The organism is Luteolibacter pohnpeiensis, from assembly GCF_016595435.1.
Taxonomy (GTDB): domain Bacteria; phylum Verrucomicrobiota; class Verrucomicrobiia; order Verrucomicrobiales; family Akkermansiaceae; genus Luteolibacter; species Luteolibacter pohnpeiensis.
In genome coordinates this window covers 1-24,384 of record NZ_JAENIJ010000043.1, presented here as the reverse complement: position 1 = coordinate 24,384, position 24,384 = coordinate 1, and the positions used below count along the sequence as shown (strand labels likewise).

At 53.3% G+C, this 24,384-nt stretch carries 23 protein-coding genes and 2 tRNA genes; 16 read left to right on the top strand and 9 right to left on the bottom strand.

Annotated elements, in window-relative coordinates; translation table 11 throughout:
• The first annotated feature begins 643 nt into the window (after positions 1-643).
• From JIN85_RS18065 to JIN85_RS18035, 7 genes are all read left to right on the top strand, one after another.
• The gene (locus JIN85_RS18065) at positions 644-1,138 is read left to right on the top strand and encodes a hypothetical protein (protein WP_200273432.1); all 495 of its coding nucleotides are present in this window, start codon (positions 644-646) and stop codon (positions 1,136-1,138) included.
• A gap of 1,532 nt (positions 1,139-2,670) precedes the next feature.
• Positions 2,671-3,168 carry a hypothetical protein gene (locus JIN85_RS18060; RefSeq protein WP_200273430.1) on the top strand — a complete coding sequence of 166 codons (498 nt, stop codon included), beginning with the start codon at positions 2,671-2,673 and terminating at the stop codon, positions 3,166-3,168.
• An 80-nt stretch (positions 3,169-3,248) separates the two neighbouring features.
• Positions 3,249-4,130, top strand: coding sequence for a S1 family peptidase (locus JIN85_RS18055; RefSeq protein ID WP_200273428.1), 882 nt, complete (start codon positions 3,249-3,251; stop codon positions 4,128-4,130).
• 137 nt (positions 4,131-4,267) lie between these two features.
• Entirely contained in the window at positions 4,268-4,849 is a 582-nt protein-coding gene (locus tag JIN85_RS18050) for a DUF3592 domain-containing protein (RefSeq protein WP_200273426.1), read from the top strand.
• Between the two features lie 100 nt (positions 4,850-4,949).
• Positions 4,950-5,321: a putative signal transducing protein gene (locus JIN85_RS18045; protein WP_200273424.1), complete on the top strand. Its 372-nt coding sequence runs from the start codon at positions 4,950-4,952 to the stop codon at positions 5,319-5,321.
• A gap of 50 nt (positions 5,322-5,371) precedes the next feature.
• Entirely contained in the window at positions 5,372-5,554 is a 183-nt protein-coding gene (locus JIN85_RS18040; RefSeq protein WP_200273422.1) for a hypothetical protein, read from the top strand.
• 208 nt (positions 5,555-5,762) lie between these two features.
• Complete coding sequence (locus JIN85_RS18035) at positions 5,763-6,089, top strand: hypothetical protein (RefSeq protein ID WP_200273420.1); 327 nt, start codon at positions 5,763-5,765, stop codon at positions 6,087-6,089.
• Positions 6,090-6,480: 391 nt separating this feature from the next.
• Here the strand turns inward: JIN85_RS18035 and JIN85_RS18030 are convergent.
• Both JIN85_RS18030 and JIN85_RS18025 read right to left on the bottom strand, forming a co-directional pair.
• Positions 6,481-6,553: transfer RNA gene (locus JIN85_RS18030), tRNA-Lys, on the bottom strand.
• 53 nt (positions 6,554-6,606) lie between these two features.
• Positions 6,607-7,299, bottom strand: a complete 693-nt coding sequence (locus JIN85_RS18025; protein ID WP_200273418.1) for an HAD-IIIA family hydrolase — start codon at positions 7,297-7,299, stop codon at positions 6,607-6,609.
• An 81-nt stretch (positions 7,300-7,380) separates the two neighbouring features.
• Between JIN85_RS18025 and JIN85_RS18020 the strand changes: the two genes are divergently transcribed.
• Positions 7,381-10,068 (top strand): endonuclease/exonuclease/phosphatase family protein, encoded by a 2,688-nt coding sequence (locus JIN85_RS18020; protein WP_200273416.1) that lies wholly within the window; start codon positions 7,381-7,383, stop codon positions 10,066-10,068.
• 17 nt (positions 10,069-10,085) lie between these two features.
• Here the strand turns inward: JIN85_RS18020 and lptE are convergent, their stop codons facing one another.
• The 4 genes from lptE to JIN85_RS18000 all read right to left on the bottom strand — a co-directional run bounded on the left by lptE (position 10,086) and on the right by JIN85_RS18000 (position 14,657).
• Positions 10,086-10,592, bottom strand: a complete 507-nt coding sequence (gene lptE / locus JIN85_RS18015; RefSeq protein ID WP_200273414.1) for an LPS assembly lipoprotein LptE — start codon at positions 10,590-10,592, stop codon at positions 10,086-10,088.
• Between the two features lie 51 nt (positions 10,593-10,643).
• Complete coding sequence (locus JIN85_RS18010; protein ID WP_200273412.1) at positions 10,644-11,630, bottom strand: outer membrane protein assembly factor BamD; 987 nt, start codon at positions 11,628-11,630, stop codon at positions 10,644-10,646.
• Between the two features lie 242 nt (positions 11,631-11,872).
• Positions 11,873-13,639: an ABC transporter ATP-binding protein gene (locus JIN85_RS18005; RefSeq protein ID WP_200273410.1), complete on the bottom strand. Its 1,767-nt coding sequence runs from the start codon at positions 13,637-13,639 to the stop codon at positions 11,873-11,875.
• A gap of 103 nt (positions 13,640-13,742) precedes the next feature.
• Entirely contained in the window at positions 13,743-14,657 is a 915-nt protein-coding gene (locus tag JIN85_RS18000) for a PEP-CTERM sorting domain-containing protein (protein ID WP_200273408.1), read from the bottom strand.
• Between the two features lie 97 nt (positions 14,658-14,754).
• Between JIN85_RS18000 and rsmA the strand changes: the two genes are divergently transcribed.
• From rsmA to JIN85_RS17980, 4 genes are all read left to right on the top strand, one after another.
• Complete coding sequence (gene rsmA, locus JIN85_RS17995) at positions 14,755-16,092, top strand: 16S rRNA (adenine(1518)-N(6)/adenine(1519)-N(6))-dimethyltransferase RsmA (RefSeq protein ID WP_200273406.1); 1,338 nt, start codon at positions 14,755-14,757, stop codon at positions 16,090-16,092.
• Between the two features lie 97 nt (positions 16,093-16,189).
• Positions 16,190-16,975 (top strand): thioredoxin domain-containing protein, encoded by a 786-nt coding sequence (locus JIN85_RS17990; RefSeq protein ID WP_200273404.1) that lies wholly within the window; start codon positions 16,190-16,192, stop codon positions 16,973-16,975.
• The gene (locus tag JIN85_RS17985; RefSeq protein ID WP_200273402.1) at positions 16,972-17,697 is read left to right on the top strand and encodes an SCO family protein; all 726 of its coding nucleotides are present in this window, start codon (positions 16,972-16,974) and stop codon (positions 17,695-17,697) included. Before JIN85_RS17990 ends, JIN85_RS17985 begins: the two co-directional genes overlap by 4 nt.
• Complete coding sequence (locus JIN85_RS17980; RefSeq protein WP_200273400.1) at positions 17,697-18,305, top strand: DUF420 domain-containing protein; 609 nt, start codon at positions 17,697-17,699, stop codon at positions 18,303-18,305. The genes JIN85_RS17985 and JIN85_RS17980 overlap by 1 nt, the downstream gene beginning before the upstream one ends.
• Here JIN85_RS17980 and JIN85_RS17975 read toward each other — a convergent pair.
• A complete protein-coding gene (locus tag JIN85_RS17975) occupies positions 18,296-19,207 on the bottom strand; it encodes a transglutaminase family protein (RefSeq protein ID WP_200273398.1) in 912 nt (303 codons plus the stop codon). The two genes, JIN85_RS17980 and JIN85_RS17975, sit on opposite strands and share 10 nt — an antisense overlap.
• 12 nt (positions 19,208-19,219) lie before the next feature.
• Positions 19,220-20,086 (bottom strand): transglutaminase-like domain-containing protein, encoded by an 867-nt coding sequence (locus JIN85_RS17970; protein WP_200273396.1) that lies wholly within the window; start codon positions 20,084-20,086, stop codon positions 19,220-19,222.
• A 447-nt stretch (positions 20,087-20,533) separates the two neighbouring features.
• Here JIN85_RS17970 and hisD point away from each other — a divergent pair, with 447 nt between their 5' ends.
• The 3 genes from hisD to JIN85_RS17955 are packed head-to-tail and all read left to right on the top strand — an operon-like array spanning position 20,534 to position 23,177.
• Positions 20,534-21,823: a histidinol dehydrogenase gene (gene hisD, locus JIN85_RS17965; protein ID WP_200273394.1), complete on the top strand. Its 1,290-nt coding sequence runs from the start codon at positions 20,534-20,536 to the stop codon at positions 21,821-21,823.
• Complete coding sequence (locus JIN85_RS17960; RefSeq protein ID WP_200273392.1) at positions 21,820-22,422, top strand: hypothetical protein; 603 nt, start codon at positions 21,820-21,822, stop codon at positions 22,420-22,422. The genes hisD and JIN85_RS17960 overlap by 4 nt, the downstream gene beginning before the upstream one ends.
• The gene (locus JIN85_RS17955; protein WP_200273390.1) at positions 22,422-23,177 is read left to right on the top strand and encodes a TPM domain-containing protein; all 756 of its coding nucleotides are present in this window, start codon (positions 22,422-22,424) and stop codon (positions 23,175-23,177) included. Before JIN85_RS17960 ends, JIN85_RS17955 begins: the two co-directional genes overlap by 1 nt.
• Positions 23,178-23,196: 19 nt before the next feature.
• Here the strand turns inward: JIN85_RS17955 and trpC are convergent, their stop codons facing one another.
• Positions 23,197-24,003, bottom strand: a complete 807-nt coding sequence (gene trpC, locus JIN85_RS17950; protein ID WP_200273388.1) for an indole-3-glycerol phosphate synthase TrpC — start codon at positions 24,001-24,003, stop codon at positions 23,197-23,199.
• A gap of 126 nt (positions 24,004-24,129) precedes the next feature.
• On the opposite strand from trpC, the gene JIN85_RS17945 reads away from it, so the two are divergent.
• Positions 24,130-24,204: transfer RNA gene (locus JIN85_RS17945), tRNA-Gly, on the top strand.
• Positions 24,205-24,384 lie beyond the last annotated feature (180 nt).

Genomic DNA, 24,384 nt, shown 5'->3' with positions numbered 1-24,384 from the left:
CGGCGGGCGATAAGGGTGGATGTCTGGCGGATCGCCGCTTGCAACCGCCGCCTCGCGGTGGCAAAAACGGTGAGCGGGAAGTCGGTCAAAAGAGGTTGTTTGGTCACACATTCAAACCGTACCCCGACCGGCTTTCCGTCTATTGATTTTCAACGAAATCGGGCTTAATTCGGTGCCATTCCGGTCAGGCAGAATTCAATGAGGGCGATGAAATCGACGTGGATTGTATCGTTATGGCCAGACGGGATTGATGCCGCCGCGATTCCCGGAGCTAAGTTCGAGCTTTGGGATGGAGTTTTTTTCGCAGAGGGGACAATCTCAGAGCGATATGAGGAGGCTTCGCCCATCTCAAAATGACATGGCCTAACCATCGCGTTCAGCAAAATGGAAGACTCCGACTACCAGGTTCTCATGCGTGCGGCGACAGAGTTCACGCAAAGCCAAAATGCCGCCGCGTGGAAAAAGTGGTCACTCGAAAAAGTCGGGTTTCAATTTTCTCTCGCTTCGCAATTTTCGACAGCCATGAAGAACGAACCTAACCAGACGCCAGAGCCAACAGCTATGCTTGGCACGTTTCATGCTTTCGTCCCTGCCCCCCCGCGCCAAGCATAGCGGCAGCTCATCTTGAACGCTCTGGAGTAGAATGAATATTCACCTGAATAGCACTTTATTCGCAGCTGTTCTTTGCTCGTGCTCAATCTCCGAAACCCAGCATGACCCCACGGCGACGCTTCCGAACTACCACCCGGTTCCAGAAGCAATTATTGAAATGCTGCCTGGTCGCATCGAAAGACTCCCGGTAAGGAAGAGCCTGAATGGAGACGAGTTCTTGGAGCGGCTCGGACTGGCCGGCTATTCAGACAACATCTGCCACTCCGTCCGATTCAGTTCTTACTTCATGGTGCTCAACAAGAGCGCGACCCTCCAAATTCGCTGCGATCCTGATTCGCTGATCATCACCAAGGAAGAGGTAGAGAAGCTGCAAAATTCGCTTCCTCCAAGTGCCGCTGAGGAAGCTCTATTCGGAACAGATTTCGAAGTTATCGGATGCACCTTATTCAGGGATCAGAAAGGGATTATTGCACATCGGTGGCTGGAAGACGAATCTGCAGAACAAGTTGCTGGTTCCCACCGCTAAACGCCGCTTTGTTAAGTTCTTGCGGTCGGCATGGGGAGGTGCTTGATTTGATTAGCCGACAGGGCTAGTCGGCGTGGTCGGCACAGCTTTGATGTTCGCCTAACCCCGCCACTCGATGCCGTTCTCATTCTTCAAGCCCAAGAAGTTCAAGCCAGATTTTCCGATCATTCCTCTCTATTGCACAGAGGAGGAGGTACGAACACAACTTGGCAAGCATGCTCCTGTTGTCGAGGAGGAGCCGGAGAGCGACCACACCATTTCTCAGAAGCTACTCGTGGCGGAGACTCAAGAGACTTGTATATCTGTTGGCATCTGGGATGGCCGAGTGCGTTTCACGAACTACCGAACTGAGAAGTTCAATCAGAGCGACGGTTTGAAAGGCCGGAAGCTAGGATGGTTTGTAGACTATTACGGTGGACGTTCCGAGTTTGGGGAGCCGCGAGACACGGGATACATGATCTTTTGGCCGAACCCGACTAAGAAGATCATGATTGTGTTCGGTCTCCACATGGGCCCTGTCCGCATCATAGACCAAGACCCCGAACATTGGCCTCAAACCTGAGAAGCATGAGCAGCAACTGCGAACCGACGAAGGCGAAGACCTATCACTGCTGGAGATGCGGTATTCCGGTTCCCATGATGACGGAGCGCGAGTGGGAGGAGATCGGACCATTATTGCGTATCGATAAAGAGCGCACGGTTGAGTTGCAACGGAACGAAGGCCTCCGATCGAAGGAGGCCTTTTCGCGGCTTCAGTCCATTGCTTGTGAGAAGTATTTCGAGCTGAGCGGATTCGAGGAGACGAACCGGAATGAGCTATGGTACCACCGCTTGTCAACGCACGGCTCAGAGTGCACTCAGATGCGGACAGCTTCTCCGAACTCCAAAAGCTCGCTTCAGCGCAAATTGCGGAGCAGAAATGAGTCGAACCAGTCAGTACAGACAAGGCCGACAAGTCGTTCTGTCGGTCTTAAGTCGTTAGGCAAAATTAGAGACATAGGCTATTCGACATGAACAGCCCAAAATCTCATGCAATTTTCGCTGCTGCGAAACACTTGGATGCCTTAAATAGTATCTGGCTCTAAGCTAGTGGTTCGTAAGGAGACGAAACCGAAAAGCATATTAGCGACCTTCGCATGATCGCCAAAGAGCATTTCGACACATCCTCAAAATTCGATGCATGGCTCACAAACTTATCCTGCCTCATTTAGCTTGAGTATACCACCCGGATGGATGTAGGAGACGTCTATTACGTATTAATCCAGAGCCTCGACTGGAACGAAGGGTTCGGGACAGGCTTTATCTAACAGAATATAAACTGAGCCTAACTTGGCGTTATAGAGAAATATGAAAACCTACCTACTTCCATCCATGCTCGCGATTGATGCCCCAGCCTTTGGGCAGGATCAACTGGCCTTTATCAGAACCACTTCCCTTCCCTAGCAGCATATCGCCCACCTCAGCAAGAACACGCCAACGTGAAATCGAGCTTCCGGAAGGCAGCCGGATAGCCTATGACGTCGTGCAAGATCATGAAGATACTCACCAAAATAATTGCCTTAGTGATTTGTGTGGGCCCAATCTATGGAAAGCCATCATCGAAGCAGTCGTCGCCACCTGCAGAGCAGCCAAAGCAGGTGTTTACGATATCACGCCCTACAAACGGGCGATACACGCCACATCGGGACAAGAGCGACCACTGGTATGCCGGGGAGATAATTACGATCAAATATCCGACATTTCGCTATGAGTACTTCACAGATGTCGCCGACGCTGAGACGCCTGATTATACGGGTAAAATACAGTTATTCGAAGATCACATTTTTCTTAATCACCCAGGAGTCCCCTATCCTTACAGGGTTGCTGGCTTCCTGGACGGACGTTCGGTTCTACTTTCGTGGGAAGCATATCAATCATGGAAGAAGAACGGCCGTGTCAGTAGAGGCGGCATACTGTATCTCCAAAAAGCAGAACCAGATGCTCAACAAGACAGCGGCGGACAACCGGCTATCCGCTCCGAGTCCCAATGACCATCCTAGCTACAAGCTTCTACCTAGTTACGGAGTAGCACCGCCGATACCCGGTGCCACACCTAGACGTTCTCCAGAAAATGATGACAGGAATCCATAAGACCGCGTTGGTAGCCGCTCTTGTTTGCTCGGCGGGTTGTGGTGACTACACTTCTTCGTGGAAAAACGATAACCCAACGATCCGAAAGATTCAGAGGGAAGAGACAGACCGGTATATCACCGATGACAACCAAAAGAGGCACCTCAAGGACTACTTGGGGAAGCGTGTGAGAATTGTATATTCGGGCGATGCGCTGGAACCTTCGGATGGCTTTCTATCAGCTGGACGAGCGGCTGCTTTGACTCAAGATGGATACTTCCTCACTGCTTTCCATGTGGTTGAGGGTCACGCATTTTATATTGAGGAGACGAAGATGCTTCGGAAGCCCCCATCCCACGAATTCAAGACTTCTGAGAGCTCGAAGTATATTTCGAATCAACGATCTCCGGGACGGCTTGTTTGGAGCGATTCGAAAGCTGATATTGCGATATTAAAATTCCCCGTAAAGGGTCACCCTTATTTCGACAACTATGAAGCCAACCAAACAGGTTTAACGGTCTTCACTGCTGATGACGAGGGTTATGGGACTTTTGCTGCCGACGCGCGGGGGGAGGTCTGTCTCGAAAATCTTGTCGGGAATGGAGCGTTCTTCGCCGCTGGCTGTATTTTGGAGGGGACTGATGAGCGACCGGCGGCGAGGGCCACCACGTTTTCTACTTCCCTCGTGGCTCGCCGTGGTATGAGCGGAGCCCCCTTGGTGACATCAAACTATGGATTGTGTGGTGTTCTCTCTAGAGTGGAGGGTATAGGGCCGTTTCAGAAACCTAGGACGATCGCGACGATGATTGATCCACGCCTTATCGCCGAATTAGTAGCCGCAGACCGGAAAGCGCAGACAAAGCAAACAAGCTATCCCAGGTAAACAAGCTATCCCAGGTAAATAGGATATGCCCGTTCCATGATAAACCAACGAGTTATCGCATCCGACCGCAACAAGCCGCCAATTTGAATCTAAGCTTGAGGACACCGCCGAATGAGCTATGACTTTAGCCATCGAAAATGGATTCCTCCCTAGTCCTCGTAATTGCCTTCATCGCGACCCTGCTTGGCGGCATAGCGATTGGTTTCATGATCGGCATTACAAAAGGAATGTCTTTGGGGGCTAGCTTTAGAACCGGCCGACCGATTTCTCCGATACCGTGGATGTTGTGCTTCATTGGAGCTGGCATTTTCTTCCTGATCGCTATTGGTTCGTCGATTTACTCGATCTACTTTCTCTCACGCAGCATCCAGACGACTGCAGTGGTCACCGAAGTTGTCGAGCGGAATGACGACGAAGGTCATTTGAGCCGGACTCCAATTTACACTTACAAGGATGCTTCGGGTGTAGATTTCACTGATCGTTCATCGACTGACGATGGGCGGGAATACGTCGTGGGGGATACCATCCCGATTCGCTACCTCAAGACCTCGCCGCATCAATCGCGAATTGATTACTTCGCACATCACTGGATACTTCCGATATTCATGGCGATATTTTCGATTTTGTTGGGAGGGCTTGGCTTCGGCTTGCGCTGGTGGCGTCACCGAGAACAACAATGGGCTAGCAAGAGGCTGGACACCATGACCAGTCCTGCCTGAGTTCAAAAGCACTCTGAAAAATTCAACCACTGATCCGCAGTCAACGCTCGCCCTCCGGTCCGGATCAGCATTGAACATTCAATAGGAAAGTAAAAGCTAGATGAAGGAACTTTTTCGTGAAAAGGATATCACTCGTGTGAGTTATTATAAAGCTGTCCTTGAGGATCGGGGCATTCCGACGATGATTCGGAACGAGTATTTGACGATGTCAGGACTCTCGGATATCCCGATTCCTGAGTTCTTTCCAGCACTTTGCGTCATGAAAGATGAGGACTATCTCGAAGCGGTTGCCATAATCAGGGAACAATTGGACGCGAACCAGAAGAATGCAGACATTGAGATTTCGTGCTATTCATGTGGTAAGACGAATCCAGGGAACTTCGAGCTTTGTTGGTCGTGTGGCAATCCAATCTCTAAAGATGAAGAAACCGAAAATCCCGCCGCTTCCGACCGAGACAAGCCACCGATTTGAATCGAAGCTTGAGGGCGCGGCCGGGTAGCCGCTAACATTCAGCAAAGGCCATGAAATATCTATGTTCACTCATCGCTTTCATAGCTACTGCTAGCTTCGTAGTGGCCGACGAAATCGATACTCTTGCCGAGAGATTGTCGAAGTCGCACACTTGGCGCAATGGAGCGTTTCCGAGTCTTGATACTAGAAAGGACGAGTCGGTGAAGAATGTGATCGCCGCCTATGCAAGATGATCAGCTTTCAGGATGGCAGCCGGATACTCGAATTCACCGTCTTAGAGAAACGGACAGTAAAAATCTCCGGGCCTTTGCCGGATTCGTATATTGCCGCCAGATGCAAGACGGATCACGGTCCAAAAATCTTTATCCTTCAATACCGAGAAAATCTCGGCCAATGGTGGGTCAAGCAGTATGATGCACCTGCTCTCGATCGCTCTGCTGAATGAATGATCTCATACCAACTCACCGGGCGGCAAAGGCGTTTAACCGGAAGTATCTGTGGCCGACGCCACTCGGTATCGCCTGTTGGTTGGGAGCCGTAGGGACAGCCAAAATCTGGGGACTGCGCGTATTTCTGAACACGCACTTTTTTTTCGAAATGGGCATCATGGTTGCGCTCCTGACCTCGGTGATCTACGCGGTTAGACTGGCTGGCAAGGGACGGAGTTTGGCTCCTCGATGGGTGTTCTACTTGAATCTACTTTTCGGTCCCCTCGTCTTCACAGTTCAGATTGTGGCAGACTTGGTTTCGAGCCTCTCAGGCTCATAAGGACAAGCACCACAGCCGCAGCCCCCCCTCACCCACAGTCAACGCACCGCTGCCGCCAGGCGGCTGATGGGCTTCGACAAGGCGAAAAGGTCGGCAGTCATAGAGCGCGTTGCAAAGTCGGTGAAGAAGGCCCGTGAACTGGGGCACTCGGTGAGAACCATGGGTGGTGAGGATATATCCACGAGACCCAATGAAATACCAGCGGAGCAAGCGCGGGTGGCGACGGCGGGTAATTGCCAAAGCCAGAGCCAGAGCACAGCCCGGTCAATGGCTGATTGAATCTGCCAACTTTTTAGAGAGGTGTTAGAGTATCTCCAGTTTGTGCCTCCATTGCCGATTCATTGAAATAGGAAAGGCCCTGAATCTGTTGAGATTCAGGGCCTTATAGAAGTACGAGGACTGGGATTCGAACCCAGGACCAATTGGTTAAAAGCCAACTGCTCTACCAACTGAGCTATCCTCGCGTTTGCCGGTAGGCGGGGCGGAGAGATAGGGGTCAGGAGGATTTCGCGCAAGCTCATTTTTGAAAAAAATCATCTTTTAGCCATTTTTCGAAGCTTTTCAGGTCAATTTGCGGCCGATTCAGGATGAAGGCATCAATCCCCGCTGCAGTTGCAGCTCCTGCATCGGCAGCCGGGCTGTCCCCAACCAAGCAAACATTGGAAGTGGAGTTCCCAAAATAATCGATCGCAGCGGTCAAAAGCGCGGGAGATGGCTTTCGACAGCTCACATCGGCTGATGTCAGCACCAGATCGAAGCAATCCGCGACACCCAGCTCAGCCAAAACACGGTGCAGGCGACGATCGAAATTCGATACGATCGCCAGTTTGGCTCCGCTCGATTTCAATTCGCTCAAAACGGCGAGAACTTCTGGAAAAAGACGCCACGCCTCACCGGAAGCGTAATAATCGAATAATTCCTCGAAACAGGCCTCAAACCGGTCGTGTAGGCGATCAATCCCCACGGCGGAGCCGACTCGCCCCACGACCTCCGCCCACCAAGTGCGCTCTGCCAATTCGCCATCAGCTAGATCATAATCCGGATCTGCAAGACTCGCGAAAGCACCATGGAAACTATCTCGGATTTTTGCCTCTTCCACTTCCCATCCGTAGCGGGAGAAGTGTTTCTGATAGACCCTTTCGACGGCAACTGCAGGCTCGATCAATGTGCCAGCGGCGTCGAAAAGGATGAGAGCGGTGTCCGTTTGCATATCCCGCAAAAATCAACGGTTTCGCCGAAATGACAAGTAGGTGGAGACTACGGGCGTGAAAGCTGCTAGAAATTGTCCTGCATGCGCGTCCTTTCCGCCACACTTTGCTTGATGATCTTGGCGATTGCCTCCGCCAAGGCGGTCAAGGTGCGGGTAGCTTCTTTCAATGTCGGCGCGCTTTATACATCGGATGGCGCCCAGTTTGGATTGGGAGATCCTGGAACCACGGACTTTGAATCCGTTCGCATGGTATTGGGGCGGATCAATGCAGATGTCGTCGCACTCGAGGAAATCCACAACGTGGACGTGGATAATGAACCGAGCGGAACTCAGGAAGACGTCGAAGTCCTGGCGTCCGAGCTGGGCTATCCTTACCTCTACGTCCCTCCCCGTACTTCGCTGGATTACACGTTTCGGGTGATCTTCCTTTCCAAATTCCCATTTCTAACAGAAACATCGATCGGGTCACCCAGCGGGGCCAACGACATGACGCGCCGCCTGCCAGTCGTCCATGTGGATGTTCCAGACACACCGAATGACCCATGGATTATCGCAGGTCACTTGAAGTCGGGAACCGCTCTGGCCGACCGCTTCCGGCGCAGTGTCGAGTTGGAACGGGTTCGCGAATTTCTGGAAACCCAGATGCTCACCGGTGATGACAACTTTATCATCATGGGGGATTTCAATCTTTCCTCAACGAATCGGACATTCACGGAACTCCCTACCGGACTCCCCTCCTCTTTCACGCTCGGCTCTGACATTCAGTTCCCGGTCACTTATTCGACCAATCCGGTTGCGTATTTCACTTCACCAATTCCCTCCAGAGTTGATCTAAGACAAGTCGACGGGGCGGCAAGCACCTATGACACCGAAAGCTCGGGAGGTTCCGCCATCGACGTCATGATGGTGTCCTCCTCCATCGCCGGCCGATCGCTGGAGAGCGAAATTTACAATTCCGCACTGGATACCTCAAACGACATCGGACTTGAAAAAAATGGCGCCCCGCTAGCGGCAGACACCAGTTATCTGGCATCCGACCACTACGCGATCTTTGCCGATCTGGATCTGGATCTCGACTATCCCAATCTTTCCATGTCGATCTCTCCAAACTCGGTAGCCGAAGCTGCATCGGCCGTCCTTACGGTCCAACTGCCGGAAGCTGCCACAGCGGATCTAACCGTTAATTTATCATCCGATTCCAGTGCAGTCGCGACGACGACCACTTCCGTGATCATTCCAGCTGGCGAGTCCAGCGCGAGTGCCGCCATTCAAACCTATCGAAATTACATCGCCGACGGCGGTGTGGAAGCAACATTCACGGCGACTGCCACCGGTTACGATCCAGCGAGCATGGTTCTGCAAGTCCAGGATAAGGACGACCACTATTCATTCACCGATGCGGGCCAGACCATCACAGAGAATTTCAGCGGCTTTTATGGCAGCCATGACCCCGCTCCTTTCAGCAGCTCCGGAGTCATTGCCTGGATTGGGTCAGATGACGGATCCTCTGGAACGCCCGGTTTTAGAGCCTATGGCGCCCCCGAAAATCCATCCATCGGGCTGATTCCAGCTGGCGAAGCTTCGGATATCTCAGCGACATTCAGCAACGATTCAACTGAAACCATCACCGCCTTGGCCATATCGATGACCGCAGCTCAGTGGCGCGCGATATCGGGCGGCACCACCGATCGTCTGGATGTGGCTTTGGTGATCGATGAAGTCGCCCAGAACGTGCCTGGGCTGTCATTTTCAGCAGCGACCGATTTACCCACCGGTGCAATCCCGGGGGGCGCCTCGCAATCACTTCAGACGACCATTGAGGGGCTATCCATTGCTCCTGATGCGACGTTCGATCTGCGTGTGACCTTCACACCCGGCCCATCGACTGGGAAATTATCCGATGATGTGTTCATCAACGAATTCCACTACGATAACGATAGTACTGATGAAGGTGAATTTGTGGAGATTGCCGTAGGACCAGGTTTTACAGGAAATTTAAGCGAGCTCAGTCTGGTCCTTTATAATGGCAACAACGGTCAAACTTACGGATCGGAGCATCGTTTGGATACCTTCACCGCGGGTGCCGTAACCGACTCCGGGCATCGGCTTTTCAGCAAACAAATCGAGGGAATCCAAAACGGATCTCCTGATGGATTTGCCCTCGTGCGCGGCAGTGAGGTTCTTGAATTCATCTCTTATGAAGGAAGTTTCACCGCGACAAACGGCCCAGCAGCGGGCCTAACATCCACCGATATCGGAGTGGATCAAAATTCGACACTGGCTGCCGGGATCGGCTCTCTCGGTTTGCAAGGAACTGGCGGTAGCGCGGATGACTTCACATGGACGCGATTCAGCGGCGCTTTTACCGTCGGGCAAGCCAATGATGGCCAAACTTTCACCTCCGCCCCACGTCCGCAGGGGCTGTCCTTCGACGATCTGAGCGTGACCTTCCTTGCAGCGGATCAAAATGTCGACTCGGATGGCGATGGCTGGTCCGATGAGGTGGAAACCACGCTCACTCTAACTGATCCAAATGATGCAGCATCCAGATTCAGAGCAGAACTGACATCTCCTGAAAGCGGCTTGTTAGAACTGGGTTTCCCAACTCTAACAGGACGTTTCTACACGCTGGAAAGCAGTCCCGATCTCATCAACTGGGAAGATATTAGCAGTCTGAGTGGAGACGACCAACCCGCAGCTTTCGAGATAGAGATTGACCCAGAAAATCCGAAGAAATTCTATCGGATTCGAATCGAACTGGGCGATTGAATCCGCTCAGAACCCATTCAGAAGCCATTCGCCAGCTGTGAAACCAATGACTCAGCCGCACGCTCCATGGCATCAGGCAGAGCGTTGTTCCGGGCAGTCTGAAGGTTCGAATCCACAAACAACTGGCTGCGGCCGGTTGAGGTGCCCGATGCCAGAATTTTGATCGGATTGTGGGCATCCTTGAGTTGCCATTTCAGGGTTACCGAATTGCGCAATTCTTCCGGCAACAAAGTATCCAGTCGACTTCCACGGATCGAGGTGTATTCGATTTTGGTCACCTGGCCTTCCAAGATTGCGTCGGCTTGATCGGCAGACGCGAACCTGAAGGTTCCATCTTGCGCGAAAGCGCTGGTGACGGCGGAAGTCGCGATGGTTTCCGCGCGGATATGCTGCGTCTCATTGGCGAACATCGATACCGAAATCCGATTTACCTTTGCCAGCGACGGAGGTTTGGCGCCACCCAGTTGATAGCCGACGCAGGACACGAGCGAAAGAGCAGGAATCAAAAGCAGGCTGAGTTTCATATCGATCGTGTTGAGCGGAATTGGCTTTCGTTAGATAAGATCAAATCTGGATCACTCTCCCAATTGCTTGAGCCGTGCCTTGGCAGCATCATGAATTTCACCTGATTTCGTGCGGCGAACGATATCCCGATAATACACTTTCGCGGAATCGATTTTGCCGGTCTTCAGATAGAATTCAGCGATGTCCATGGTGCGGTCGAGCTCGCGCTTGCCGAGGCTCTTCACGCGTTGGCGAGCTTCCGCATTTTTCGAATGACCGGGATACTGAGTGAGGTAATCGTTAAAGGCTTCACGAGCCAGATCGAGCGTCGCCTGGTTCTGGTTGCCCTCATCCGCCTGTTTGGTGAGTAAATCCCCCACTTTGAACAATCCTTCCGGTGCCTCCGGGCTTTCCGGTTGGTCTCGCACCAACTCGCGATAAGCGGCGATGGCCTCTTTGGTTTTGCCTTTCGATTCGTAAAGTTGCCCGATGGTAAACTGCGCCTTGGAGGCGGTTCTGGTTTGTGGAGCATTTTGCTTAACTTTCGTCAGCATGCCCACGGTTTTATCGAGCGAGAGCTTGGATTTGATCCCTAAAAAGGCGTATTTCACATCGCCATCAGCGGCCGATTGCGCCATTTCGGTCTGACGTTTCAAGGCCTTGCTGTATAAACCGCTTCCCTGATATCGGGTGAGGAATTGTTGGTAGGCGTCGAACGAATCTTCAACTTTGCCACGGCTTTCAAGGATTTCCGCCTGGCGGTAGCGAGCATCAGCCGCGTGACTTGTGAATGGGTAGCGAGTGGCGAGTCGATCGTAAAGGCGAACTGCCTTGCTCTGTTTGCCCGCATCATCCGCTGCCTTGGCTTTGGTGTAAATTTGATCTGCTTCCGAGGAAGCCTTTTCCAGATTGCTACCAACCAATGGGATATCCGGGCTGCCACCACAGGAAACCACCATTAAAAATGCCGCGGCAACGACAGGAAAACTTACAAAGCGGAGCAACATAAGCCGGATCATAGAAATCCAGCTCCACTCGGAAAGTGTAAAATCACTCATTCAGTCTAAGGGATTTCCCGCGCCGTTTCAGAGCATCCAATACCTCGGATTTCTCATTTTTGCCACTGCTGGGCGACATCACCGGCGCTCAATGAATGCATTCCTCGCCTGTTCGGTCTGCTGTGTCTCATTGACTCGCCTGGAATCCGGAAGCCGCTTTAGAGCACGTTTTTCGCCACCTGCCTGGAGGTGTAAGCGATCCGCTTTTTATCAATTCCAACCGTCAGTGGGCAGGAGCTGAATCAGACCAACTGAGTCTCAACCAGCAAGCGGTAAGTGCCGTTTTGCGTGAGAAGTTCGTCGTGAGTTCCGCTTTCCACGATTTCACCTTGGCTGAAAACAAGGATGCGATCGGCATCGCGAACCGTGGACAGCCGATGCGCAATGACCAGGCTGGTCCGTCCTTCCATCAGGCGGTTCAGAGCCTCATTGACCAAGCGTTCGCTTTCCGAATCCAGTGCGGATGTCGCTTCATCTAACAAAAGAATGGAGGGATCAGCCAGGATCGCCCGGGCAATCGCAAGGCGCTGGCGCTGGCCGCCGGAAAGTTTGGTGCCGCGCGGCCCCACCAGCGTATCATAGCCTTCGGGTAGAGTGGCGATGAAATCGTGAGCGTTTGCTTGTCGAGCAGCCGCCTCGATTTCTTCAGCCGTCGCGCCCGGACGACCGTATTCGATGTTCTCGCGAATGCTTCCGCCGAACAGGAGCACTTCCTGAGGCACGATCGCGATTTGTGAGCGCAGTGTGTTGAGGGAAATTTCAGCGGCTGGCTTTTGATCAAATGAAACCATGCCAGCTTCGGGTGAATTGAATCCGAGGATCAGGGAAAAGACGGTGGATTTGCCTGCTCCGGATGGCCCGACCAAAGCAACCCGCTGACCTGGCGAAACCCCAAAGCTCAGATCGCGCAACACCTGCACGTCCGGCCGCGATGAATACCGGAAGGCGACGTTTTCAAAAGCAAGCGCGCCTTCGAGTTGAAGCTCCGCATTGCCATCGCCGCGTTCCGGGTCGAGCGCTAACAATTCACGCAGCCGCTCGGTTGCACCCGTGGTCTGCTGGATTTGGGAAATAATCTCCGGAAATGTTCCGAGCGAGGCTCCCACGAAAATCGAGAATAGGATGAACGCCGCGAAATTGGTCCAGCTGATGCCACCATTGGCATACATGCGGGTGCCATACCAGGCGACGAAAGCAATCGTGCCGAACAGCGCGAAGATGATAAAGGATAGGAACGCAGCACGGTTTTGAGCCCCGCGAATCGTGACCTCAAGAAACCGATCCAGCGAAGTTTGATAGCGCTTTGACTCAAAATCCTCATTGGTGAATGCCTTTACATCCGCAATGCCTTGGACGCTTTCCTCGATCACCGTCCCGGCATCCGCGAGGGAATCCTGGGCTGCCTTGGAATAACGGCGGACTTTTCTGCCGAAAAAGGCGATCGCGAGAACGACAATCGGCACACTGCCGAGCATGACCAGCGAGAGTTTCCAGGATGAGATGAAAATGAAAACCAAGCCACCCACCAAGATCACCGTGTGACGGACCAATTGGGGAACCGTATTGATCAGCGTGTCTCGGACAATGGTCAGGTCAGAGGAAACCCGGTTGCTGAGCGCACCGGCCCGTTGTTCCTGAAAATACGGCATTGGCAACCGCAGAAGGTGGTTGAACAAATCCGAACGAAGTCGGTTGAGCGCGGATTCGCCGGAACGGATGAACCCCTGGACGCGGAAGAACGCGATGATCGCCTGCAGGGCGAGAACGCCGATCATCAGGAGGATGGTTTTATTCGCCTTTGCGACGATCAACTCAGGTGCCACCTGATGATTGAGAGCGTCGGTGGGATTTCCGATCAGATCCTTCAGAAAGAAAGGAAACGCCAAAGACAGCACCGCTGTCAGAAAGAGCGCGATCAACGAGGGAATGAAAACCGCCTTTTCCTTGAGAAGATAACCAGAAATCCAGCGGAAAGAGGAAATCGGCTTGCGGGGGTTCGGCGCTGACATCCCGGGGATGGAAAACCTTGCGAGCCGAACCGTCAACCGCTGGACGCGATTCGCTTCACAAAATTCACTCCATCACCGGTTAGATGAATTGCATCAGCCTGGATCAATCTCTCCGGCGCCGGAAAAATGCCGCCATGGCAGCTAAGGGCAACAGCAATGCCGTAGATGGCTCAGGAACCAGAGTCCCAGTGATGGCGGTGATTTGTGAAGCATAGGCTGCGACATCGGTGTATCCCGTATAGTCTCCGTATTCGCTTGGATTGGTCGTTCCATCATCGCTCGGACCGTCGTCCACGAAGTAGGCGATACCCGCAAGGATCCACTCGCCGTCTCTTAAGACAAAAAGACCACCACCGGAATCACCAAGTGATCCCTGTCCTTCATACTCGGTGGCTTGGGGACTGGATGGATCGTCGAAATCGGTGATGACATATTGGGCTCCGTCCAAGGTCGCGTTGAACTCAACCACATTGGTTCCCCACCGGAAGCCATTGTCGGGATTTGTCCCGGGGTCACCCCAGGAATAAGGATAGGTGCTCGTCGTGGTAAAACCACGGCCAGTCATCAGCAAAAATTCTCCCGTGGTGGCAGAGGTCGATGCCAGCGATACCGCCGGAATGGTCGGCAGAACCGGGTCGCCCGCGCCACCGATTTCGTAAAGAATCAGATCGGTCCCCGCAATTTGAGTTCCGGTGCCGATCACGCTGTAAGTCGTCCCGGCAATCGTAATCGAGGTCGGTTCTGGCGAGATGTGATTGGCGCTCAACACCCAACCGGTCATCGTAGTCTCATTGTATCCGAGATAAACCCCGGAGGCATTGGAGACCTGAACCAGATTGTCCCAGTAATCAAACGAAGGAAGGCCTGAGGTGGAAATGTAATCATCCAGAGAAGCTTCTCCGTCATTATTATTCCCGGTCCCGGAAATGCCACCTACGATGATCGCCTGCGCAGGTCCGAGAAGCGCAAACGAAAGCAAAGCAACCGACACCAAACGACGTTTGAATTTTATACCCATATTTATGCATGGATATAAGAACATTCCCCTGCCATGTCAATCTGGGAAAGCAGACAAGGATTGCACGCCGCGCGTAGATCGCTCATGAAGAACGGACATGACCGGTCGGGAAATTCGTGATGCATTGGATATGGCAGGAGTGATGCCCAGCCGTCAGCTCGGGCAGAATTTCCTGATCGATCCGAACATGGCACGCTGGATTGTTTCCCAGCTGGACCTCCAGCCAGATGATGCAGTGGTCGAAGTGGGCCCCGGCACGGGAGCATTGACCGAGCACGTGGTGGGCAATGTCCGACGGGTCATCCTCGTGGAATTCGACCTGCGGCTTGCAACCGCTCTGAAGGAACGATTTCGCGATAATCCCACGGTTGAAGTTCATCATGCCGACGGGGCAAAATTTGACGGACGCACGCTCTTCAAGCACCGGCCACTTAAATTCCTAGGCAATCTCCCCTACTCCTCCGGCGGAGCGATCATGAAAAACTTACTCGGCCGACCTCATCCGTTTGAACGCGCTGTGATCATGTTGCAGAAGGAAGTGATTGACCGCCTTGGAGCCAAACCCGGCACCAAAGACTACAGCGTTCTCACACTCCGGACCCAGGCTTTCTGGGAGGTCAGGCCATTGCGCACCGTCCCACCCGAAGCGTTCTACCCGAAACCCAAGATCGACTCCGCGGTCGCCATTCTGACCCCTCGCAAGGACGAATTGCCGGTCTTCGACGCGCGCCTGTTCGATGAAATGATCCGCCGCGGCTTTGCTCAACGGCGCAAGCAGCTGAAAAAGCAGCTTCCGGCCGAGCCAACCTGGGAATCCGCCTGCACGGCACTTTCGCTTCCGGCCACCGCCCGGGGTGAGGAGCTGACATTGGCTCAATGGATCGACCTAACGCGATTCTATGACACCCATCCATTGAAGGACCTACCTCAAAAGGCAGGCGAAATCTTCGACGTGGTGGATGAAAACGACCAAGTCACAGGCCAATCAACCCGAGCTGAAGTTCACGCCCAAAAGCGGTTGCACCGGGCCGTGCACGTCTTTGTTTTCAACAAACGCGGTGATCTTTTGCTGCAGCAGCGATCCGTATTGAAAGACGTTCATCCCGGAAAATGGGACTCCAGCGTCTCCGGGCACCTGGACTCCGGTGAATCCTACGAGGCTGCCGCAGTTCGCGAACTGGAAGAAGAAATGGGCATCTCTACCGAAATTCAGCCGGAGAACATTACCAAAGTTTCCCCTTCTGAAGCAACCGGCTGGGAGCATGTCCATCTGTTCCGGACGCGATACGACGGAGCATTGAAATTCCCTTGCGCGGAAGTGGAGGCCGCGATGTGGTTCCCGATCGATGAAATCGCCGCCTGGATCGAATCCAAACCGGACGATTTTGCCACAGGGTTCCTTGAATGCTGGAAAGCGTGGCGTTCCAATCCCTGACGATTGCTCGTCCGCAACTGCAAAAAAGCGGATTCCGGTAAGATTCATCTCACGCCCTGCTTGCCAAGCGGATCATCAGCGTTAGCCTCTCGCGCCGATGCGCAAGCCTCCTCTAGACCTCGAACCTGCCGTCCGCGATCCCAAAAAGCTCGCCACCACGGGTTGGACACTCGTTGCCATCATGATCATCGGCGGATTTCTGGTCATGGTTGCCTACAATAAGTGGTCGAAAAAGCAGTCCAAGGACGATCGCCCAGCCATTGTTTACCGGATCAATCAGGAAAAGGACCTGAGAATGACCCGCCAAGACGGTAAAATCGTCGATTTGTTCGATTTGAACGGCAAGGTGATCCTGCTCAATATCGTCAGCCTGAATCACGATGGACCAGCATCCTTGAGCGAGGAAATCATGCATCGCATGGCTGAAAAATACGCAGGCAACGATCAGTTTGCGCTGGTATCTTTAGTGATCGATCCCATCCCGGCGAATCAACTGGATGAGACTTTAAAAAACGAGGCCGCGCACCGGAACATCAACTTGCCGCAATGGTGGCTTGGTTCCAATGAGATGCAAACTCTCCACAAGTTCATCAAGAATGAGCTCAAGACCGGTGTTTTTCCCTATTATGATCAAAAGGCCGGAAAATGGATTTATGACACATCCATCATCCTGGTGGACAAAAACCGTCACATCCGGCGCGCCGTGGTTCATCAAAAACGCGGTGGCCAGCCTTACATCGCGACCTTTGACTTCGATCAAGCCAAGGAATGGGATGGACGCGGCGTAAAAACCGGCACCGATCTCAGCAATACCCAACAGTTGGAAGCACTCCTCACCGATACCATCGATCGGGTGCTCGCCGAACCCGCACAGGCACCATGAAACGCACCACCACCATTGCCATTTTTTACTCAGGAGTTGCCGTCATCTGCGCAATCATCCTGGTCATCGCCTTCACCCTGCGAGCCAACTTGCCAAAACCTGGCAACAAAACGGTCGTCAACAGTGGCCGCGAAAGCACCGAACGCTGGTTCCAGATTGAAAAAGATCTCGCGGGAACCAACCAGGATGGCAAAGCCGTCAAACTATCCGATCTGAAAGGCAAAGTCTGGCTGGTCGCAGAATTTTTCGCCGTTTGCCCGCATTGCATGGTCCGGAACGGTGAGGAACTCCGCTCGATTTACGATGAATTCAAAGGCAATCCTGATTTCCAGATCGCCTGCATCTCGGTCGATCCCGAAAGCGATACTCCAGACCGCCTGAAGCAATATGCCACGGCTCTCGGAGCGGATTCGAAAAACTGGTGGTTCATCAATGCCGGTAAAGCTGAAGACACTCACCACTATCTCGAACATGAGCTGAAGTTCATGGGCATTCGCAAGCGCACCGATCCGCTGGAAATCGAAGCCAACGGCCTCTACTCCCACGATCTCGGCTTTATCCTGGTTGACCGCAATTTCAACGTCGTCGGCAAATGGCCGCTGGCCGAAGCACGTTCGGACGAAGCAAAAGCCCGCGACCCCAAACTCTACGGTGAGTTGAAAAAAGAACTCTATCAACGCATTCGGGAAGAACTGGAGAAAAACGAAACCGCGGGAATCTAATGTCGAACGAACGCAAGCTTTGGCTATCACAAGCACCCAACGAGGCGCTTTCCAAAAAATTAGGCATCGGCGCCTGGATTCTCACAGCAGCCGTTCTCATTCTCGTCGGACTGATGCGAGTGGTGAAAATCCCGCTGCCTGAAGGGGTATCGCTTTCCATTTTGCCGCCTCTCCACGCATCGCTCAACGCACTGGCAGCGGTCGCGCTCGTGATGGCACTGATCACCGTCAAACAAGGCAAGATCGCAGCCCATCGCGCCTTCGTCATGACAGCCATGGTTCTCTCCATCCTGTTTTTGCTGAGTTATGTGGCATACCACTTCACCAGCACCGAGGTGAAGTATGGCGATATCAATTTCGACGGCATCGTTGATCCGTCCGAACAAGCCGCAGTAGCAGGCAGTCGCCCGATCTATCTGGTCCTGCTTCTATCACATATCTTCCTGGCCGGCGTGAGCCTTCCCTTCATTCTTTTCACCTTCATCGCTGGCTGGACCAACCGTTTTCAAGCTCACCGCAGGCTTGCGAAATGGGTTTATCCACTTTGGCTCTATGTCGCCGTGACTGGACCCATCTGCTATTGGATGTTGCGCCCCTACTACGGTTGAGAGTGTTGCTCGACCTGGGGTAAAAACCGGCGAGTTGATAGACTTACTTTGAGTAAACTGGTCACTCCAGCAGGGCCGGTATAGCCACCTGTCACCGGCATCACTCCGCGTGGATGATGGCTCACGCCAACTGCCACATGACCCGGCCCGATTCGCGAGCCGATGGAAGGATCAAAGCCGGTCCAGCCATGATCTGGCAGATAAATTTCAGCCCAGGCATGGGTTGAGCCCCGCCCGACCTTGGAGTTGCTGCTTTCCATGTAACCGCTGACGAACCGCGCCGGATACCCCAGGGATCGGCTCACCTCAATCATCAGTACCGCCATGTCACGACAAGATCCGGAGCTGAGTTGAATCGTCTCCACCGGACTCTGAACGCCGCTTTCTTCGCGGCGATTGTATCGGATCGAAGTTCGGATCCATGCCGCCAGATCATCGAAAATCGGTCTAAGCGCACCATGCGTCGCCCCCACCCCGCTATCATCGAACCAGCGCCGCAATCTGCCGATTTCTGCCGGATACGTGAACTGCCTGAATGGAACTGCCGCCAGCTCATCGATCCCTTCCAGTTGCGATGGATAGGGAACCAAAATCCGGGGCTGTTCTCCATCCAGCGCAGGAGGAAGCCCGATCACAAACTCGCTGCGAATGATCAATTCCTTGGCCGGCTCGCTGAATTCCGCCACCGCTATCGAGTTGTCGAGGATATCGCGGTACCAGCGGATTTTCGAAACAGGGGTCGTTTCCAGATTCATGAACCGCAAATGCACATCATGACCTTCACGCGGTCTTAAAACCAGACGATGGGGAGTAAATTGAACCGGTTGAGAATAGGTATAACAAGTTTCGTGCACGAGATGCAGTCTCTCGCGCGCCTCTTTACCAGCATCCAGAATCTCCATCTCTAAAACTTGTTATAGCAGTGCCATCGCTTGATTTTCGTTCGCCAAATCGCGCCCGGTGATCGGCATGAATCCTTCGTCCAAGCACTCACAGGACACGGATATTTGTTTCATCTGCGGATTGCCGAAAATGGAGCAAACCGCAGCGTCTGCCGCATCCCGGCCGGTTGCAATCCGCACCAATCCATTCAACGGCGCGAGCCTCGTTGCATCGAAAATATACCACCAGCCATCGATGAACACTTCATAGCAGGCATGGAAATCCGGTGGATCTAACTGATAGGAATAGCAAGAAACATAACGCGCTGGAACATTCATCGCACGACAAAATGCAATCCCGAGGTGCGCGAAGTCCCGGCAAACTCCCTGCCGCTGCTCCCAAGTATCCACCGCAGAAGATTGCTCATTGGAGGTTCCCGCGCGATAAGCGATATGATCGTAGATCCAATCCCGGATGCCCGCTGCCAGATCATGAGGATTCGTCAGATGACCAAACAAATCCATCGCTTCCTGGCGCAATCGATCCGACTGGCAATAGCGGCTGGGGAATAAAAACGGAATCGCTTCCGGGGCCAGTTTTCCGGGGCCATCCACCTTGAGACTTTCCGTTGAAATCACCTTCACCTGAGTCTCCACCTCAGCCGAATATTTCACCCGGAATGGGCCATTCTGTTCCGTCCGGATGCGAGTAAAACGGTTCATCCCGGTTCCAAGCGTAAACTCTTCAACCGAGGTTTCTGGCTCAGTGATGAGCGATTCAGAAACCAGGTGCTGCCCGCCTGTTTCGATGCATTTGAGTGCAAAGAAAAAAGTCGCCGGGCCATTGAGATCGTAATGAAGATCGGAGCTAACGCGAAATCGCATTATATAGCGTAGCATCAGATCGCCTATCCATCAACAAGCCCTGTCTCGATGCTCGTGGTTTGGACCAGCCACAGAGTCGCAGATTTTCTATTACGATGGTTTCCAGCTTGGAAAACGATCAACCGTCCTGAATCCCTCCAATGATAAATCATTTGCCATCATTGGATCCTCCAAGACTGACTCATCGTGCATCAATCGCTCCGTGAATGATCCTGTAAAAAACGCAAATCGATTGATCCACCCAGTTCAACATTTCCTACTGGGTTGCATCCAGATTCATCGGTTCACGAGGATCGCAGGATACAACGATCTCGCTCCTTGGTGCAGCTCTCCAAGTCATCGCCCGAGCAGATCATGGTTCTCAGACGAACCTGCCTGGGCATCAAAGTTTTCCCCTGATTGCATCCGATCAAGCTTGGCTGTTGGCTGGATTTCCATTCACATTCGGCCACCTAGCGCGGCATGAAGATTATCACCTACCAAGACAGCTCCTACGCCTCATTTGTTAAAAAGCTCAACCGTAGGGCATTTCCTGAACATGGTGTCAGGGAATTGGTGTCGGACATCATCTCCGAAGTCGCGACCAAAGGCGATGAAGCCGTTTTCACGTTCGCCAAACGTTTCGACGGGGTTGAATTGACCCGCAAAAATCTCTTCGTCACGGAAGCCGAATTCGAGCGGGCCGCTCGAGAAGTCACCGCTGCCACGAAAGATGCCGTGAAGCGGTCACTGGCAAACATCCGCAGCTTTGCCAAACGCAGCATGCGGAAGGACTGGAGCGCAAAAAATGCGGAAGGCGCGCTAGTCGGCGAGAGATTTACTCCCTTCAACCGGGTCGGCGTTTATGTTCCCGGCGGTAAAGCTCCATTGGTGTCCACTGCGCTGATGACTGCCGGTTTCGCCCAGGCGGCCGGTGTTCCTGAAATCGTCGGCGCCACACCTAGCGGACCCGATGGTTCAGTCAATTCAGCTCTGCTGTATGCTTTGCAGGCCGCAGGTGCCACCGAAGTCGTGAAAATCGGCGGTGCTCAAGCGATCGCCGCCCTGGCGATAGGCACCAAGTCGATCCGGCCAGTCGATAAAATCGTCGGCCCGGGCAACCGGTTCGTGGTCGAGGCTAAACGCCAGTTAATCGGCGCGGTATCGATCGATCTGCTACCCGGACCGAGCGAAATTCTCATCCTCTCTGACAAAACCGGGAACCCCCACTACATCGCAGCGGATCTGCTTGCCCAGGCAGAGCACGGCGGAGATAGCATCGTTGGATTTGTTACCGACTCAAAAGCCCTGCTTGGCAAGGTAACGAAAGCAATTGACGCTCAATTACCCACACTTTCCAGACCGGACTACATCAAACAGGTGCTGAAAAATGGAACCTTCCTGCTGCAGGTCAAATCCTTCGCGGATGGAGTCGCCATTGCCAATGATTTCGCCGCCGAACACGTATCGCTCATCACGGCGGATGAAGAGCAATGGCTTCCGCAAATCACCACCGCAGGAGCCATTTATGTCGGCAATGACTCGCCGGTCGCGGTCGGCGATTTCCTCGCGGGCCCAAGCCACACGCTACCCACCGGTGGTGGCGGTCGATCATTCTCCGGCCTGCGCGCGGATCAATTCCAACGCCGGACCAGCATCGTGCGTTTGGACAAGGAATCGGTGAGAAAATCCCTGCCTGTGATCGAAGAATTTGCGCGAATTGAAGGTTTAGACGCTCACGGCAGATCAACTGCTATCCGATTGGAAAAATGAGGCTTTTCCAGAACAAGCAAAACCAGCGCAAGCTACGACTGAATACCTCTGTTGTAGCTTCCTGCCCTGCTTGTCGCGCTCAATTGAAAGACCATCCAGACTGGTGCCCGCAGTGCAAGTTCACCGGCTCAGACTCCATGGAGGTGTTTGCCGGAACCCCTCCTCCGCTTCCACCGATCCTGGATGTCGCCTCGGTTTGGTCCCCTGCCGAACTGCGCTCAATCGCCTCAGCTCAGCGCAAGATCGCAAAACGCTTCCCGCAGTTCATCTGGAAAATCTGCACCGTTGAGCTCGATCCCACGCAATCGCTCGATATTTTCTCATTTTGGATGTTCAATGCCGCACCTCTAACCGGTGACGAAACGGCAGAACAACGAGCTTGGACGGTTTTACTCATCATCGATGCCGCCAATCACAAGGCCACGGTTACCCCCGGATACAGTGCCGAACCCTGGCTTTCAGAACAAGAATGGCGCCAGGGACTGTTGCAAATGCGCGAGCAATGGGAACGGGGCAAAACCGCAGGCGCAGTCGCTAAATACCTTTCCACCACTCAACAACTTCTCGAGAAAAGCTGGCAACGTCTCCCTCCCGTCTGATGAAAGCCGTCCGCATCCTCGCCTTCATATTATTCGGATTTCTGCTTCCTGCGCTGGCCACGGCCTCGCAGCCCGTCGGCAAACGGCCTAAAATCCCGGTTTTTGACACCCTTGGCTTCCTCCCAAACTCGATGACGGAAGAGATTTCCGAATCGCTTTTGGAAGCCCGCAAAAGCGACGGAGTCGACGTGATCGTCGTGATCATTCCCGATTTTGGCGAAACCTCCCCGCAATCCATTGCCAAAGATTATGCCGATAGCTGGACAGACCGCAATGCCAGCGCCATCGTGCTCTACTCACCCGGTCGTGAGTTAGGCCCTGGGCCCTGGATCTATCCAAGCGGGAATGTCGTCAACCGGCTCAATCCTGCCATGCTGACCTCGCTGTTGGAAGAAACGCGCCAGCACATCGCCCAAGAACCGACCGAGCAGGAAAAAATCCAAGCTGCAGCAAACGCATCCGTAACTTTGCTGAAAAACTGGAAAAAAACACCTGTCAGAATTCCGGTCCCTCAAAAGCGAACCTTCCTCGAATCGCTTCAGAAATATCACATCAATGTCCTGCATCTTGAGATCGCCGGACTAGTCGGCATCGCGCTATTCATTCCCCTTTTGCTCGGATTCATCTGGCTACTCCTCTTGGTTCGCCGCCGGCGACCCAAGTATTTCCCGAGCAGCCGGACTTACCCACGACTCGGAGCCCCGTATGCGGGTGGAAATTACATCGCCACGCATCTTTCCTCCGGAAAACACTGAGGCATCCTAGCCTATCGGCTCACAAGACCTCATCCCCAGCCTCAATCACAAGAGACAAATACTCTTCGATCTCGCGTGATGGATCATGTGCGCGCATCAGTGATTCCCCGATGAGTACCGCATTAGCCCCGGCCTCAAGGGCTCGCAACGCATCCGCGGGCGTCTTGATCCCACTTTCTGAGACAAGCAACACCTCATCCGGCACTTCATCCGCCAGGATTTCTGTGGTCGCCAAATCGACCTCAAAGGTCTTGAGATTCCGATTATTCACCCCGATCAAATCGGCGCCGAGCTCCAATGCTCGATCCATTTCCGGCAAATTGTGCACTTCGACCAGCACATCCAACTGGAACGACTTCGCCTCCTCATAAAGTGCCCGCAGCAAATCATCCTCCAGAGCGGCGACGATCAACAAAATCGCATCCGCTCCCGCCACAACCGCCTCATGGATCTGAATCGGGTGGACCATAAAATCCTTCCGTAAGAGCGGCGCTGGAGAAAACTCCGAGATTTTTGTGAGATAACTCAGCGAGCCTTGGAAATACTTCTCATCCGTCAAAATCGACAAACAGGAAGCCCCACCGTCCACGTAACGCCCTGCCTGGCGGACCGGATCGAAATTCGGATCAATCAATCCGACCGAAGGTGAAGCCTTCTTCACTTCCGCAATCACCCCCAGGCGACCCGGCCCCCGGTCCAACGCACTGCGAAATCCCCGGAAATCGTTTCTCTGCAAAGCTGCAGCACGGAGTAATTCAGCCCGTGGGAGGAGCGCTTCCACTTCTTGGTATTTGGTGGCGATGATCGCCGCGAGTTTGTCAGACATGCGTGAACCAAGGAAAACTCAGGCCCCGATCAAATGACACGGAAAATAATCAGGAAATTTTCTAAATTTCTCTTGCCCGAATCCGTCTGCCGTGTAGAACCCCTGCACGCGGTCAGCGACTGCAAAGCGGGCGTAGCTCAGTGGTAGAGCGCCACCTTGCCAAGGTGGATGTCGTGAGTTCGAATCTCATCGCCCGCTCCATTTTCCCTCAACGAGTTAGAGAGTTTTGGAGCACTCCGGGGAAGTTTGTCCGGTGCCCTAAAAGTGCCTTTAAGTGCCCTTATTTTGGGTCTACACCAAAGATTGGGGATGAGGCTTTTTTGTTGAGGTTTTGAGGTTGGATTGATGATGGATTTTTAGCCGCATTGGGCGATCACGCGG

Bases quoted from the DNA above. Each gene is read 5' to 3' on its own strand.
- JIN85_RS18065 (WP_200273432.1), top strand. From the start codon at position 644: ATGAATATTCACCTGAATAGCACTTTATTCGCAGCTGTTCTTTGCTCG.
- JIN85_RS18060 (WP_200273430.1), top strand. From the start codon at position 2,671: ATGAAGATACTCACCAAAATAATTGCCTTAGTGATTTGTGTGGGCCCA.
- JIN85_RS18055 (WP_200273428.1), top strand. From the start codon at position 3,249: ATGATGACAGGAATCCATAAGACCGCGTTGGTAGCCGCTCTTGTTTGC.
- JIN85_RS18050 (WP_200273426.1), top strand. From the start codon at position 4,268: ATGGATTCCTCCCTAGTCCTCGTAATTGCCTTCATCGCGACCCTGCTT.
- JIN85_RS18045 (WP_200273424.1), top strand. From the start codon at position 4,950: ATGAAGGAACTTTTTCGTGAAAAGGATATCACTCGTGTGAGTTATTAT.
- JIN85_RS18040 (WP_200273422.1), top strand. From the start codon at position 5,372: ATGAAATATCTATGTTCACTCATCGCTTTCATAGCTACTGCTAGCTTC.
- JIN85_RS18035 (WP_200273420.1), top strand. From the start codon at position 5,763: ATGAATGATCTCATACCAACTCACCGGGCGGCAAAGGCGTTTAACCGG.
- JIN85_RS18025 (WP_200273418.1), bottom strand. From the start codon at position 7,299: ATGCAAACGGACACCGCTCTCATCCTTTTCGACGCCGCTGGCACATTG.
- JIN85_RS18020 (WP_200273416.1), top strand. From the start codon at position 7,381: ATGCGCGTCCTTTCCGCCACACTTTGCTTGATGATCTTGGCGATTGCC.
- lptE (WP_200273414.1), bottom strand. From the start codon at position 10,592: ATGAAACTCAGCCTGCTTTTGATTCCTGCTCTTTCGCTCGTGTCCTGC.
- JIN85_RS18010 (WP_200273412.1), bottom strand. From the start codon at position 11,630: ATGAGTGATTTTACACTTTCCGAGTGGAGCTGGATTTCTATGATCCGG.
- JIN85_RS18005 (WP_200273410.1), bottom strand. From the start codon at position 13,639: ATGTCAGCGCCGAACCCCCGCAAGCCGATTTCCTCTTTCCGCTGGATT.
- JIN85_RS18000 (WP_200273408.1), bottom strand. From the start codon at position 14,657: ATGGGTATAAAATTCAAACGTCGTTTGGTGTCGGTTGCTTTGCTTTCG.
- rsmA (WP_200273406.1), top strand. From the start codon at position 14,755: ATGACCGGTCGGGAAATTCGTGATGCATTGGATATGGCAGGAGTGATG.
- JIN85_RS17990 (WP_200273404.1), top strand. From the start codon at position 16,190: ATGCGCAAGCCTCCTCTAGACCTCGAACCTGCCGTCCGCGATCCCAAA.
- JIN85_RS17985 (WP_200273402.1), top strand. From the start codon at position 16,972: ATGAAACGCACCACCACCATTGCCATTTTTTACTCAGGAGTTGCCGTC.
- JIN85_RS17980 (WP_200273400.1), top strand. From the start codon at position 17,697: ATGTCGAACGAACGCAAGCTTTGGCTATCACAAGCACCCAACGAGGCG.
- JIN85_RS17975 (WP_200273398.1), bottom strand. From the start codon at position 19,207: ATGGAGATTCTGGATGCTGGTAAAGAGGCGCGCGAGAGACTGCATCTC.
- JIN85_RS17970 (WP_200273396.1), bottom strand. From the start codon at position 20,086: ATGCTACGCTATATAATGCGATTTCGCGTTAGCTCCGATCTTCATTAC.
- hisD (WP_200273394.1), top strand. From the start codon at position 20,534: ATGAAGATTATCACCTACCAAGACAGCTCCTACGCCTCATTTGTTAAA.
- JIN85_RS17960 (WP_200273392.1), top strand. From the start codon at position 21,820: ATGAGGCTTTTCCAGAACAAGCAAAACCAGCGCAAGCTACGACTGAAT.
- JIN85_RS17955 (WP_200273390.1), top strand. From the start codon at position 22,422: ATGAAAGCCGTCCGCATCCTCGCCTTCATATTATTCGGATTTCTGCTT.
- trpC (WP_200273388.1), bottom strand. From the start codon at position 24,003: ATGTCTGACAAACTCGCGGCGATCATCGCCACCAAATACCAAGAAGTG.